Here is a 13,262-nt window from a genome sequence, read left to right as displayed (position 1 = left end):
CCACAGGCCTATCAGCGGTCAGGCGGCCTTCGAAAGCTGCGAGACGCGCTGTTCCGAGATGCCGAGGACTGCCGCGATATCACGACCGGTCATCCCCCGCTCCTTGAGCAGCACCACGGTCTCGCGATTGATGCGGGATGCCTGCGCCTGGAGTTCGGCGGCCTTCGCAGCGTCTTCTCTGGCCTCGATGATTCGGGCGTCGATTTCAGGGGCGATGTGCCAGACGATGGCGATAGGCGCAGTGTCGGCCTCAGCGACTCCCAGGCAATCGAGGTAGTCGCGGACCATCTCCTCGGCCCCTCCGGCGGTGGTCGACTGAGTGACGCCAACACCGGGGACGTCGAGCTCCCACAGGCCGTGCACTCTCGTCGCAGTGACGGTGTATTCCTTCATCGCAGCCACCCCTCCTCCAGGCATTCCAAATGCCTGATGATGCTGGCACAGGTGCCGGGACTGATGTCTCGATGCCGTGGCAACGCGGTCGTGTGAGCCCCGCACGGGCAGTTCCAGATCTCGTTCGCGCGCGAGCTGCTCGGCTGCAGGGCTATCGAACCTCAGTGCCATTCCACAGTTCTACCGCAGATGCGGCAGATCCAGAATCGCCGCCACGAACGCGCTGCACCTCGAATGACCGGTGGGCCGGGAGCCGCATTGCGGCTCCCGGCCCACCCGCCTGAGTTGCTGAGAACCAAGGCGGTCTCGGTGCCGATCACATGGATCGGTCCGCGGCTACGCGGTCTCGGTGATCTTGCGCTGGACCCATGGCATGAGGTCGCGCATCTTCTTGCCGACCTCTTCGAGCTGGTTGTCGGTCTGGACCGCCTGGAGCTTCTTGAAGTTCTCGCGCTTCTCGGACTCGGCGACCCACTCCTTCGCGAAGGTGCCGTCCTGGATCTCGCCCAGGATGCGCTTCATCTCCTTGCGGGTCTCGTCGGTGATGATCCGCGAGCCGCGCGAGACGCCGCCGTACTCGGCGGTGTCGGAGACGGAGTACCACATGTTGGTGAGGCCGCCCTCGTAGATCATGTCCACGATGAGCTTGAGCTCGTGCAGGCACTCGAAGTACGCGGCCTCGGGGGCGTAGCCCGCCTCGACCAGGGTCTCGAAGCCGGCGCGGATGAGCTCGGCGGTGCCGCCGCAGAGGACGACCTGCTCGCCGAACAGGTCGGTCTCGGTCTCCTCCTTGAAGGTGGTCTTCAGGACGCCGGCGCGGGTGCCGCCGATGGCCTTCGCGTAGGAGAGCGCCACGGCCTGGGTGTCGCCCGACGGGTCCTGCTCGACCGCGACGAGCGCGGGGACGCCCTTGCCGTCGACGAACTGGCGGCGGACCATGTGGCCGGGGCCCTTCGGGGCGACCATGGCGACGTTGACGTCCGCGGGGGCCTGGATCAGGTCGTAGCGGATGTTGAAGCCGTGGCCGAAGAACAGCGAGTTCCCGGCGGACAGGTTCGGGGCGATCTCCTCGGCGTACAGCTTGGCCTGCACGGTGTCGGGGACCAGGATCATGATGACGTCGGCCCACTTCGCGGCCTCGGCCGGCGTGAGCACCTTCAGGCCCGCCTCCTCGGCCTTCGGGCGGGACTTGGAGCCCTCCTGGAGGCCGATGACGACCTCGACACCCGAGTCCCGGAGGCTCAGCGAGTGGGCGTGGCCCTGCGAGCCGTAGCCGAGGACGGCGACCTTCTTGCCCTGGATGACTGCCAGGTCGGCGTCGTCGTCGTAGAACACTTCAGCGGACATGCGTTTGCTTCTCTTCCCTTGTTACTGCTGGCTATTCGGTGAGACGTAGCGCGACAGCGAGGCCATGGACTTGGCCCCCCGCCCCAGTGCGACCGTCCCCGACTGGACGAGCTCCTTGATCCCGAACGGCTCCAGGACTTCCAGGAACGCCTCGATCTTGTCGCGGTTCCCGGTGACCTCGAAGGTGACCGTGTCGGGTGTGACGTCGACCGAGCGGGCCTTGAACAGCTCGGCGGCGGCGATCACCTGGCCGCGGGTGGCGGCGTCGGCGCGGACCTTCACCAGCAGCAGTTCGCGCTGCACGGAGGAGCCCGCTTCCAGTTCCACGATCTTGAGGACGTGGATGAGCTTGTTGAGCTGCTTGGTGACCTGCTCCAGCGAGCCCGCCTCGACGTCCACCACGATGGTGATGCGGCTGACGCCGGGGTGCTCGGTCTCGCCGACGGCGAGGGAGTCGATGTTGAAGCCGCGCCTGGAGAACAGGGCGGCCACCCGGGCGAGGACGCCGGGCTTGTTCTCGACGAGGACCGACAGCGTATGCGTGGTCATGGCTAGATCTCTCCCTCGTCGTCGAAGTTCGGGCGCACGTCGCGGGCGTACAGGATCTCGTCGTTGGAGACCCCGGCCGGGACCATCGGCCACACCATGGCGTCGGGGCCGACGGTGAAGTCGACGACGACCGGGCGGTCGTCGATCGCGTTGGCCTGCTGGATGACCGCGTCCACCTCATCGGGGGTCTCGGCGCGCAGGCCCACGCAGCCGAGCGCCTCGGCGAGCTTCACGAAGTCCGGCACGCGCGGGGACGCCTCGGAGTGGTGGGTCGACAGGTTCGTGTTCGAGTACCGCTGCCCGTAGAACAGGGTCTGCCACTGGCGCACCATGCCGAGGTTGCCGTTGTTGATGACCGCGACCTTGATCGGGATGCCCTCGATCGCGCAGGTCGCCAGCTCCTGGTTGGTCATCTGGAAGCACCCGTCGCCGTCGACGGCCCACACGGTGCGGTCCATCTGGCCGAGCTTGGCGCCCATGGCGGCCGGGACGGCGTAGCCCATGGTGCCCAGGCCGCCCGAGTTCAGGAAGGTGCCCGGGGCCTCGTACTTGATGAACTGCGAGGCCCACATCTGGTGCTGGCCCACGCCGGCGGTCCAGATGGTGCCCTCGGGGGCGAGCTCGCCGAGGCGCTGGATGACCCATTGCGGGGTCAGCAGGCCGTCGTCGATGTCGGTGTAGCCCAGGGGGTAGCGCCCGCGCAGGTCGTCGAGGGTCTCCCACCAGGTCTTCAGGCGCTCCTTGCCGGGGTCGGCGTACGCCTCGGTCATGGCGGCGATCGCGGCCTTGCAGTCGCCCACGATCGGGACGTCGACCTCGCGGTTCTTGCCGATCTCGGCCGGGTCGATGTCGACGTGGACGATCTTGGCCTCGGGCGCGAACGTGTCGAGCTTGCCGGTGACGCGGTCGTCGAAGCGGGCGCCCAGGGCCACGATGAGGTCGGACTTCTGGAGCGCGTGCACCGCGGGCACCGTGCCGTGCATGCCGGGCATGCCCAGGTGCTGCGGGTGCGAGTCGGGGAAGGCGCCGCGGGCCATGAGCGTGGTGATGACGGGCGCGCCGGTCAGCTCGGCGAGCTCGCGCAGCTCGGCGTGCGCGCCGGACTTGACGACGCCGCCGCCGACGTAGAGCACGGGGCGCCTGGCCTCGGCGATGAGCGCGGCGGCCTCGCGGATCTGCTTGCCGTGCGGCTGCGTCGTGGGCCGGTAGCCGGGCAGGTCCATCTTGGGCGGCCACACGAACGGGGCCGTGCCGCTGAGGATGTCCTTGGGGATGTCGACCAGCACCGGGCCGGGCCGGCCGGAGGCGGCCACGTAGAACGCCTCGGCGAGCACGCGCGGGATCTCCTCGCCGGAGGTCACGAGGTAGGAGTGCTTGGTGATCGGCATGGTGATGCCGACGATGTCGGCCTCCTGGAACGCGTCGGTGCCGATCGCGGTCGAGGCGACCTGGCCGGTGATGGCCACGATCGGGACCGAGTCCATGTGGGCGTCGGCGAGCGGGGTCACCAGGTTGGTGGCGCCGGGGCCGGAGGTCGCCATGCACACGCCGACGCGGCCGGTGGCGAGGGCGTAGCCCTGGGCCGCGTGGCCCGCGCCCTGCTCGTGGCGGACGAGGACGTGGCGCACCTTCTCGGAGTCCAGGAGCGGGTCGTAGGCCGGGAGGATCGCGCCGCCCGGGATGCCGAAGACCGCCTCGACCTCGAGCTCCTCGAGGGCGCGGACGACGGCCTGCGCGCCGGTGAGGACGGGCGCGGCGGCGGGAGCGCCGAGCGGGGGTGCGGGCCTGGGTGCCTTCGGCCTCGCGGGCTGAGCTTTGGCAGCCTGCGGCCCTGCCTTCGCGGCCTGCGGGCCTGGCTTGGGTGCCTTCACTGGTGTGCTCATGTCCTTCGTCCAATAGGGAGATGTGGCTGGTTCGACATGCTGCGTCGTTCCCCGGGCAGAAAAAATCGCCCGCGTGCTAAGACGCACGGGGCGAGCGCACCGTCGGAGAACGACGGTGCGCTAGATAAGTACTACGACGAGCGGCCGGGCGGCGAAGGCCTCGGTCGCGTTCTGGTCGTAGTTCTGCTGCGGCACGCCCCCCATGATTCACGATTCCGGCCCGTGAGTCAACTTTTCTCAGATCCCGGGACGTCGTTCGGCGTGTCGCGGGGCCGGGGGACGGGGTGCGCCTCGGACGCGAGGGCCTTGGGCTCCTCGGTGAGCCAGCGCGTCAGGTCGTCGGGGTCCATCGGCTTGGCGAGGAGGTAGCCCTGCACGAGCGGGGCCTGGGCCGCGATCATGGCGTTGAGCTGGAGGTCGGTCTCGACGCCCTCGGCGATGACCTCCATGCCGAGGATGCGGCCGAGGGCGACGGTGACGGCGGCGAGGGGGCCGACGCCGCCGTCGTCCTTGGCGATGAGGTCGCGGTCGATCTTGATGATGTCGACGGGGAGGCGCTCCAGCTGGCCGAGCGAGGAGTAGCCGGACCCGAAGTCGTCCAAGGCGATCCGGACGCCGGCGCCGCGGAGGGCGCCGAGCTGGGCGATGAGGGTGTTCATCTGGTGGGAGAAGTCGTGCTCGGTGACTTCGAGCACGAGGCGCTTGGCGGGGACGCCGGCGGCGATGAGCGCGGTGTTGACCTCGGTCGCGAACAGGTGGGTGTGGAGCTCCTTGACGGAGACGTTCACGGAGATCCAGGCCTTGATGCCGCCGTTCTGCCAGGCGGCGAGCTGCTCGGCGGCGCGGTTGACGGTCCAGACGGCGAGGTCCTGGGTGAGGCCGGACTCGGTGGCGGCGGGGATGAACTCGCCGGGGCTGACCTGGCCGAGGCGGGGGTGGTTCCAGCGCAGCAGGGCCTCGGCGCCGACGATGGTGCGGTCGGTGACGTCGAAGACGGGCTGGTAGACGAGGCGGAGCTCGTCGCGGCCGATGGCGCCGCGCAGCTCCTGGCTGAGTTCGTTCTTGCGGCGCACGCGGCGGTCGAACTCGGCGTCGTAGGTGGCGTAGCGGTTCTTGCCGGCCTGCTTGGCGGCGCGGAGGGCGAGGTCGGCGTTGCGGAGGAGGAGCTCGGGGTCGCCGAGTCCCTCGGCGGCGGTGGCGATGCCGACGGAGCCGGTGACGAAGACGGTGGACTCGTCGTGGAACTCGTAGGGCTCGCCGAGGCGGGCGACGAGGGCCTTGGCGGTGGCGACTGCCTCGGACCAGCTGGCGCGCAGGAGGATCGCGAACTCGTCGCCGCCGAGGCGGGCGCCGACGTCGGTGGGGCGCAGGAGTTCCTTGATGCGGCGGGAGACCTCGACGAGGAGTTCGTCGCCGAAGTCGTGGCCGCGGGTGTCGTTGACGTTCTTGAAGCCGTCGAGGTCGAGCAGGAGGAGCGCGGTCTGGTGCTCCTCGGCGGCGACGCCGTCCTCGAGGCTCTGGAGGAGGGCGCGGCGGTTGGCGAGGCCGGTGAGGGGGTCGCTGTAGGCCATGCGGGCGAGTTCGGTCTCGAGGCTGCGGCGGGCGCCGACGTCCTCCATGCGGGCGACGAGGCCGCGGACCTGGGGGCGGCCGCGGAGGTCGGTCACGACGGTCTCGGTGTGCCGCCAGCGGCGGGCGGAGTCGCGGACGCGGATGTTGAGGGAGACCTGGCCGGTGTGGCTGAGGCCGTCGAGGAGGGTGCGGAGGTCCTCTTCGGTGTTGCGGCGGTCGTCGACGTGGACGAGGTCGAGGAAGGAGGCGCCGACGCAGGTGCCGGACTCGGTGGCGGGCCGCCAGGCGGAGTCCTCGGGGTGCCAGGTGACGGTGAGGTCGGGGTCGAGGACGAGGACGGTGTCGGAGGCGACGCCGACGATGGCGGAGAGGCGGCGCTGCCGGGCGGCGGCCTCGCCGGTGACGCGTCTGACGTCGAAGTAGGTGAGGGTGAGGCGGGCGCCGAGGGCGGCGACGGCGGCGAGGCCGAGGAGGGTGGCGTCGAGGGGCAGGGGGCCGCGGGTGGCGCCGTTGATGAGGACGGCGGCGGCCGCGAGGGCGGCGGCGCCGGCCATGACGGTGTAGTGGACGCCGGGGTAGTTGGGCTTGTCGACGGGGGCGGGCTTCTGGCTGCGGGCGAGGTAGGTGACGCCGAGGAGGGCCGCGCAGGTGGCGACCCAGAGGACGGACCACCACAGGACGCGCCCCTCGGGGCGGTCCCACTGCCAGGAGACGAAGGTGGAGAGGCCGGTGAAGTGGACGGCGAAGACGGCGAGGTAGGCGAAGGCGTGGCGGCGGCGCCAGCGCTGGATGCGGAAGGTGGTGGTGAAGCCGACGCCGAGGAGGACGACGCCCATCATGCCGGGGATGACGATGGCGAGGTCGCCTTCGCCGAGGGGGCCGCGCACCTCGGCGAAGAGGGGGCGGGCGAAGAGGGTCCAGGCGAAGAAGAGGGCGCAGAGGCCGACGAAGGCGCCGTCGACGAGGCGGCGCTGGACGGCCTGGGGCTCCCAGCCGCTGTCGGGCAGGCGCAGGAGGGCGAGGGCCCAGAGGACGACGGAGGCGGCGAAGCCGGTGCCGGCGACGGCGTCGGCGGCGGGGTCGGGGAGCCAGCAGGCGGCGGCGAAGGCGGCGGCCGTGGTCTGGATGCCGGCGGCCATGAGCTGGTAGGTGGTGCGGCGGCCCGCGGTGATGCGGCCGGCGGCGCGCCACATGAGGGAGCCGGCGCAGGCGGCGCCGAAGGAGCCGAGCGCGGCGGCGGTGCCGGGCGCGATCGGCTGGAAGGAGCTCTGGAGTCCGACCACGATGGCCGCGGCCAGCACGGAGCACCAGACTGCGGCGGTCGCCGTCCAGGACAGGAGCTGCCGGACGCGACGGGGGGTTGCGGTCATCCACTGGCCCAATCGTAGGAAGCCTCGTGCATTACAGGATGCCGCATGGTTCGTTGAATCCGTAGCGGGCCTCCCGTGAATCCCTGCCGCGGTGACGGATCGGCTACTCGGCGGGGCCGGGGAGGGCGGCGGACTCGCGCCGCCGGGGGCACGCGAGCGGCGGGGCCCTCCGAACGGAGGGCCCCGCCGCGGCGGATGTCGCTAGCCGACCTTGCGGACGGCGCCGTCGCTGGCCGGGGTGGCCATGGCGGCGTACGCCTGGAGCGCGCGGGAGACGACCCGGTCGCGGTCCACGGGCGTGTAGGGCCGCTCGCGCTTCTCCTGCGCGAGGCGGCGCTCGTCGAGGACGGCCTGGTCGACCTTGAGCTCGAGCCGGCGGTTCGGGATGTCGATCTCGATGAGGTCGCCGGACTCGACCAGGGCGATGAGGCCGCCGCCGGCCGCTTCGGGGCTGACGTGCCCGATCGACAGGCCCGAGGTGCCGCCGGAGAAGCGCCCGTCGGTGATGAGCGCGCACTTGCGGCCGAGGCCGCGGCCCTTGAGGAACGAGGTCGGGTACAGCATCTCCTGCATGCCGGGGCCGCCCTTGGGGCCCTCGTAGCGGATGACCACGACCTCGCCTTCGACGACGGACTTGTCGAGGATGCCCTGGACGGCGTCGTCCTGGGACTCGAAGACGTGCGCGGGGCCGGTGAAGGTCCAGTTCTCCTCGGGGACGCCGGCGACCTTGACGACGCAGCCGTCCTCGGCGAGGTTGCCGAACAGGACCGCGAGGCCGCCGTCCTTGGTGTAGGCGTGCTCGACGGAGCGGATGCAGCCGTCGGCGGCGTCGGTGTCGAGGGTCTTCCAGCGGTTCGCGGTCGAGAACGCCTGCGTGGTGCGGACGTTGCCGGGCGCGGCGTGGAACAGCTCGATCGCCTCGGGGGCGGCGTCGCCGCCGCGGATGTCCCACTTGCCGAGCCACTCGGCGAGCGAGCCGGCGTGGATGGAGTGGACGTCGTCGTTCAGGAGGCCGCCACGGTGCAGCTCGCCGAGGATCGCGGGGATGCCGCCGGCGCGGTGGACGTCCTCCATGTGGTACTTGGCGGAGTTCGGGGCGACCTTCGCGAGGCAGGGGACGCGGCGCGAGATCGCGTCGATGTCGGCCACGGAGAAGTCGAGCTCGGCCTCGCGGGCGGCGGCGAGCAGGTGCAGGATCGTGTTCGTGGAGCCGCCCATCGCCACGTCGAGGGCCATCGCGTTCTCGAACGCGCCGCGGGAGGCGATGCTGCGCGGCAGGACCGACTCGTCGTCCTGCTCGTAGTAGCGCTTGGCGAGGTCCATGACGACGCGCCCGGCCTCGGAGAACAGGTCGCGGCGGGCCGCGTGGGTGGCGAGCGTGGAGCCGTTGCCCGGCAGCGAGAGGCCCATGGCCTCGGTCAGGCAGTTCATGGAGTTCGCGGTGAACATGCCCGAGCAGGAGCCGCACGTGGGGCAGGCGGCCTCCTCCATCTTGCGCAGCTGCGCGTCGGAGACGTCGTCGTTGGCGGCGGCGATCATCGGGTCGATGAGGTCGAGCTTCTGGGTGACGATCCCGTCGCTGTCGACCGTCTTGCCGGCCTCCATGGGGCCGCCGGAGACGAACACGACCGGGATGTTCAGCCGCAGCGCGGCCATGAGCATGCCCGGGGTGATCTTGTCGCAGTTGGAGATGCACACGAGGGCGTCGGCGCAGTGCGCGTTCACCATGTACTCGACGGAGTCGGCGATGATCTCGCGGCTGGGGAGCGAGTAGAGCATCCCGGAGTGGCCCATGGCGATGCCGTCGTCGACGGCGATCGTGTGGAACTCCTTGGAGACGCCGCCGGCCTCCCGGATCGAGTCGGCGACGATCTCGCCGAGGTCCTTGAGGTGGACGTGGCCGGGCACGAACTGCGTGTAGGAGTTGGCGATGGCCACGATCGGCTTGCCGAAGTCGGAGTCGGTCATGCCGGTGGCGCGCCACAGCGCGCGAGCGCCCGCCATCTGGCGGCCGTGGGTGGATGTGCGAGAACGAAGCGCTGGCATGGCTCAAGTCTGCCACGTCCCGGATACCGGGACGCGCCGCCCGGTACTTAGGATCGCCTCATCCGTCAGAAACCGCGCACCATCGTGCCGAAGATCATCTTCTCGGGGCAGGGCCCGTGGCGGCGCGAGTCCGAGCCGGCCGGGTTGTCGCTGAGCAGGAAGTAGTGGCCGGGCGGGACGGGGTCGCCGGAGCCGGGCATGGGCTCGCCGGGGCCGGCGGCGACGCGCTTGACCCACCAGGGGGCCTTCGCGCGCCGGGCCTCGGCCCAGCCGAGCCGCGGGTCCGGCGCCGCGGCGACGACGACGTCGCCGGCCGCGATGCGCCGGGTGCGCTTGGCGAGGACCTCGTCGCCGTCCTTGAGCGCGGGCTCCATCGAGTCGCCCTCGACCGTGACGAGGAGCCAGCGGCGCCGCAGCTGCCGCACGCTCTCGGCCATGAGGGCGGCGGCGGCCACGAGCAGCAGCGGGTAGAGCCAGCTAGAAGAGTCCATCGATGCCGTCGTCCTCGGGCTCCTCGCGCTTCTTGCGGAAGCGCTCGAACACGGAGAAGCTCGTGAGGCCGAGCGCGGCCATGACGGCGAGGATCGCGTAGGCGAACGCGAGGACCACGACCACCATGATCGCGAAGTTGGCGAAGACGAGGGGGCCGGCCCCGGCGGGGGTGTCCATGGCGCTCCCTACGGCAGGTCGTTGACGATGTCGGTGATCGAGCGGCGCCTGCCGGTGAAGAACGGGATCTCCTCGCGCACGTGGCGGCGGGCCCCGGAGGCGCGCAGCTCGCGCATGAGGTCGACGATCCGGTGGAGCTCGTCCGCCTCGAAGGCGAGGATCCACTCGTAGTCGCCGAGGGAGAACGCCGGGACGGTGTTGGCGCGCACGTCCGGGTAGTCGCGGGCCATCTGGCCGTGCTCGCGCAGCAGGTCGCGCCGCTCCTCCTCGGGCAGCAGGTACCACTCGTAGGAGCGCACGAACGGGTAGACGCTCACGTAGCCGCGCGGCTCCTCGGTGAGGAAGGCCGGCAGGTGGCTGCGGTTGAACTCGGCGGGCCGGTGCAGGGCCATGTTCGACCACACGGGCGCGAGGTGGCGGCCGAGCGGGGAGCGGCGGAAGTCCGCGTACGCCTTCTGGAGCCGGTCGGAGGACTCGGCGTGCCACCAGACCATGAGGTCGGCGTCGGCGCGCATCCCGGTGAGGTCGTAGGTGCCGCGCACGGTGACGCCCTGGTCGCCGCAGTGCTTCTTGAAGAACGCCTCCATGTCGCTGGCGAGGTCCTGCCGGATCGACGGCATCGGCTCCTCGACCCGGAACACCGACCACAGGGTGTAGCGGATCGTCTCGTTGAGCTCCTTGATCCGCGCGGCGTTGGGATTGTTGGACTGGCGTTCGGTCACGGTGCGGCCCTTCTACTTCTCGGTCACTGGCGGCAGCGAGGCCGCGATCTGGTCGGCGGCGGCCCGGCCGGAGGCGATGCACGCGGCGATGCCGACCCCGTCCACGGCGGCGCCGGCGACGGCGATGCCGCGGTGGCGGGCCAGCGCCTCGCGGGCGGCGGCCACGCGGGCATTGTGCCCCGGAGCGTACTGGGGCAGTGCGCCGCCCCAGCGGTCGATGCGCTGCTCGACCGGTTCGGGCAGGCGCTGCCCGAGGTGCTCGCCGAGTTCGCGCAGGGCGGTCTTGGCGAGGGTGGCGTCGTCGTGCTGGAGGAGGGCCTCCTCGCCGAGGCGGCCCATGGAGACGCGCACGATCTGGCGGCGGCGGCCCAGGTGCGGCCACTTCTTGGAGGCGAAGGTGGCGGCCTTGACGGTCTTGCCTTCGGAGGCGGGGGTGAGGAAGCCCGAGCGCTCCGGCAGCTCGATCCGGTCGAAGGCGAACGCGGCCAGGGCGACCGAGGCGTAGGCGACGCCGGAGAGCGCGGCGGCGGCCTCGGGGGCGACGGCGCGGAGGAGGTCGGCCGCGGGTTTGGCGGGGACGGCGAGGAGGACGGCGTCGGCGGTGACCTTGACGGGGTCGGGGACGGGCCCGGTGACGACTTCCCAGCCGGCGGCGGTCTGGCGGAGCTCGCGCACGGTCATGCCGAGGCGGATCTCGGCGCGGGCGGCGGCGGAGGTCGCGGTGACGAGCCGTTCGAGGCCGCCGTCCACGGTGGCGAAGACCGGCTTGCCGGTGGCGGGTCGCTTGATCTCCTGGACCGCTTCGGTCAGGCGCGCGTGGTGTTCGAGCGCGGCGGCGAGCTGCGGCATGACGGCGCGCACGGAGAGGCGGTCGACGTCGCCGGCGTAGACGCCCGCGAGCATGGGGGCCACGAGCCGGTCGAGGACGTCGTCGCCGAGGCGGGCGCGCACGAGTTCGCCGACCGACAGGTCCTGGCCGGGGCCGAGGATCGGCAGGCCGGTGTCGGGGCGCTCCTTGGCGTTCGCGATCGCGGCGACGTCGGCCGGGTCGCCGGGGATGCCCATCATGTGCCCGGCGGGGAAGTCGACGAGTTCGCCGCCGAGGCTGAGGGCGGGCTTGAGGCCCGAGGGGTGGACGAGCGCGTCGCCGAGGCCGACGGCGCGGGCGAGGTCGATCGCCTCGGGGCGGGCCGCGAGGAGCGACTCGGCGCCGGCCTCGACCGGGCGGCCGGCGAAGTCGACGGTGCGGATTTTGCCGCCCAGGCGCATCGACTGCTCGGCCACGATGATCTCGGCGTCGGGGCCGAGGAGTTCGCGCAGGCGGTGCGCGGCGGCGATGCCGGTGATGCCGCCGCCGGCGACGAGGACCCGGGTGCGCCCGGGGGTCCCGGTGACGCGGGCGGGCGTCATGGGGCTCATCGGGCGGTGGTTTCGTGCACGCGGTCCACGACGAGCTTGAGCTTGCCGGGGTCGGAGCCGGGGAGGACGCCGTGCCCGAGGTTGAAGATGTGGCCCTTGGCGGCGCGGCCGGCGGCGAGGACGGCGTCGGTCTCGGCCAGGAGCGGGGCCTCGTCGGCGAGGATGAGGGCCGGGTCGAGGTTGCCTTGGAGGACCTTGCCGGGCAGGCGCCGCGCGGCCTCGTCGAGGGGGATGCGGAAGTCGACGCCGGAGATCTCGGCGCCGGTCTCGCTCATGGCCTCGAGGAGGTGGCCGGTGCCGACGCCGAAGTGGATGCGCGGCACCGACTGGGCCACGCCCGCGAGAGCGGCGGTGGAGTGCGGGAGGGCGAAGGCGCGGTAGTCGGCCTCGGAGAGCGCCCCGGCCCAGGAGTCGAAGAGCTGCACGGCCTGGGCGCCGGCCTCGACCTGGACGCGCAGGAACTCGCCGCAGATGGCGGCGAGGCGGGAGGCGATGGCGTGCCACACCCGCGGCTGGGAGCGCATGAGCGCCTTGGTCTGGGCGTGGTCGCGGGAGGGCCCGCCCTCGATGAGGTAGGAGGCGAGGGTGAAGGGGGCGCCGGCGAAGCCGATGAGCGGGGTGCCGCCGAGCTCCTTGCCGAGCAGGCCGATCGCCTCGGTGATGTAGGGGACGTCGCACGGGTCGAGGTTGCGCAGGCGCTTGACGTCGGCCTCGGTGCGGAAGGGCTCGGCGACGACGGGGCCGACGCCGGGGACGATCTCGATGTCGACGCCGATGGCGGCGAGGGGGACCACGATGTCGGAGAAGAAGATGGCGGCGTCGACGCCGTAGCGGCGCACCGGCTGCATCGTGATCTCGCAGACGAGCTCGGGGGTGCGGCAGGCCTCGAGCATGGAGGTGCCGGCGCGGGCCTCCTTGTACTCGGGCAGGGACCGCCCGGCCTGTCGCATGAACCAGACGGGGGTGCGGCCGGGCTCCTCGCCGCGGCAGGCCGCGAGGAACGGGGACGCTGACGGGGACGGAACGGCGTTGACCACGGAGCCATCCTCGCACGGCCCGGGGCGGTCCGCCCGCAGCGGCGAGTGCGATGTGGCCCGCACCCGAAGGGGCGCTGTGAGGGAGGTCGAACGGGGGGCCGCGGAAGGTTGCGGCGCAAAGGGGTGATTAGGCCACTATCGGGTGGAAATCGGTCTCCGGCTCGGCGGGGCAGTAGCGCGCGCAGGTTACCTGCCCGTACGGTGAACGGGTGACCGATCCCCAGCCCGAACCAGAAGCCGCACTCCTCACCGAGC

General features: G+C 71.7%; 11 protein-coding genes. All 11 read right to left on the bottom strand.

Going from position 1 to position 13,262, the window contains the following annotated elements:
• Positions 1 to 18: 18 nt before the first annotated feature.
• Complete coding sequence (locus EIW28_RS07230; RefSeq protein ID WP_125247039.1) at positions 19 to 393, bottom strand: sigma factor-like helix-turn-helix DNA-binding protein; 375 nt, start codon at positions 391 to 393, stop codon at positions 19 to 21.
• Between the two features lie 336 nt (positions 394 to 729).
• Complete coding sequence (gene ilvC / locus EIW28_RS07225; protein ID WP_125247038.1) at positions 730 to 1,740, bottom strand: ketol-acid reductoisomerase; 1,011 nt, start codon at positions 1,738 to 1,740, stop codon at positions 730 to 732.
• Positions 1,741 to 1,761: 21 nt separating this feature from the next.
• The gene (gene ilvN / locus EIW28_RS07220; RefSeq protein ID WP_125247037.1) at positions 1,762 to 2,289 is read right to left on the bottom strand and encodes an acetolactate synthase small subunit; all 528 of its coding nucleotides are present in this window, start codon (positions 2,287 to 2,289) and stop codon (positions 1,762 to 1,764) included.
• Positions 2,290 to 2,291: 2 nt separating this feature from the next.
• Complete coding sequence (locus EIW28_RS07215; RefSeq protein WP_125247036.1) at positions 2,292 to 4,172, bottom strand: acetolactate synthase large subunit; 1,881 nt, start codon at positions 4,170 to 4,172, stop codon at positions 2,292 to 2,294.
• 227 nt (positions 4,173 to 4,399) lie between these two features.
• Positions 4,400 to 7,114, bottom strand: coding sequence for a putative bifunctional diguanylate cyclase/phosphodiesterase (locus EIW28_RS23990; RefSeq protein WP_148102608.1), 2,715 nt, complete (start codon positions 7,112 to 7,114; stop codon positions 4,400 to 4,402).
• Between the two features lie 201 nt (positions 7,115 to 7,315).
• Positions 7,316 to 9,160, bottom strand: coding sequence for a dihydroxy-acid dehydratase (gene ilvD, locus EIW28_RS07200; RefSeq protein ID WP_125247035.1), 1,845 nt, complete (start codon positions 9,158 to 9,160; stop codon positions 7,316 to 7,318).
• Between the two features lie 65 nt (positions 9,161 to 9,225).
• Positions 9,226 to 9,651 (bottom strand): S24/S26 family peptidase, encoded by a 426-nt coding sequence (locus EIW28_RS07195; RefSeq protein ID WP_125247034.1) that lies wholly within the window; start codon positions 9,649 to 9,651, stop codon positions 9,226 to 9,228.
• Positions 9,638 to 9,829, bottom strand: a complete 192-nt coding sequence (locus EIW28_RS07190) for a hypothetical protein (protein ID WP_125247033.1) — start codon at positions 9,827 to 9,829, stop codon at positions 9,638 to 9,640. The genes EIW28_RS07195 and EIW28_RS07190 overlap by 14 nt, the downstream gene beginning before the upstream one ends.
• Before the next feature lie 8 nt (positions 9,830 to 9,837).
• A complete protein-coding gene (gene hemQ / locus EIW28_RS07185) occupies positions 9,838 to 10,551 on the bottom strand; it encodes a hydrogen peroxide-dependent heme synthase (RefSeq protein WP_232013837.1) in 714 nt (237 codons plus the stop codon).
• 12 nt (positions 10,552 to 10,563) lie between these two features.
• Positions 10,564 to 11,970, bottom strand: a complete 1,407-nt coding sequence (gene hemG, locus EIW28_RS07180) for a protoporphyrinogen oxidase (RefSeq protein WP_232013836.1) — start codon at positions 11,968 to 11,970, stop codon at positions 10,564 to 10,566.
• Positions 11,967 to 13,007: a uroporphyrinogen decarboxylase gene (gene hemE / locus EIW28_RS07175; RefSeq protein WP_197717133.1), complete on the bottom strand. Its 1,041-nt coding sequence runs from the start codon at positions 13,005 to 13,007 to the stop codon at positions 11,967 to 11,969. Before hemE ends, hemG begins: the two co-directional genes overlap by 4 nt.
• Positions 13,008 to 13,262 lie beyond the last annotated feature (255 nt).

Origin of the sequence: Glycomyces terrestris (assembly GCF_003933745.1) — a bacterium.
GTDB lineage: Bacteria > Actinomycetota > Actinomycetes > Mycobacteriales > Micromonosporaceae > Glycomyces > Glycomyces terrestris.
This window is presented reverse-complemented; position numbering and strand designations above follow the sequence as displayed.

Excerpts from the sequence above, each read along its gene's own strand:
- EIW28_RS07230 (WP_125247039.1), bottom strand. The coding sequence starts at position 393 with ATGAAGGAATACACCGTCACTGCGACGAGAGTGCACGGCCTGTGGGAG.
- ilvC (WP_125247038.1), bottom strand. The coding sequence starts at position 1,740 with ATGTCCGCTGAAGTGTTCTACGACGACGACGCCGACCTGGCAGTCATC.
- ilvN (WP_125247037.1), bottom strand. The coding sequence starts at position 2,289 with ATGACCACGCATACGCTGTCGGTCCTCGTCGAGAACAAGCCCGGCGTC.
- EIW28_RS07215 (WP_125247036.1), bottom strand. The coding sequence starts at position 4,172 with ATGAGCACACCAGTGAAGGCACCCAAGCCAGGCCCGCAGGCCGCGAAG.
- EIW28_RS23990 (WP_148102608.1), bottom strand. The coding sequence starts at position 7,114 with ATGACCGCAACCCCCCGTCGCGTCCGGCAGCTCCTGTCCTGGACGGCG.
- ilvD (WP_125247035.1), bottom strand. The coding sequence starts at position 9,160 with ATGCCAGCGCTTCGTTCTCGCACATCCACCCACGGCCGCCAGATGGCG.
- EIW28_RS07195 (WP_125247034.1), bottom strand. The coding sequence starts at position 9,651 with ATGGACTCTTCTAGCTGGCTCTACCCGCTGCTGCTCGTGGCCGCCGCC.
- EIW28_RS07190 (WP_125247033.1), bottom strand. The coding sequence starts at position 9,829 with ATGGACACCCCCGCCGGGGCCGGCCCCCTCGTCTTCGCCAACTTCGCG.
- hemG (WP_232013836.1), bottom strand. The coding sequence starts at position 11,970 with ATGAGCCCCATGACGCCCGCCCGCGTCACCGGGACCCCCGGGCGCACC.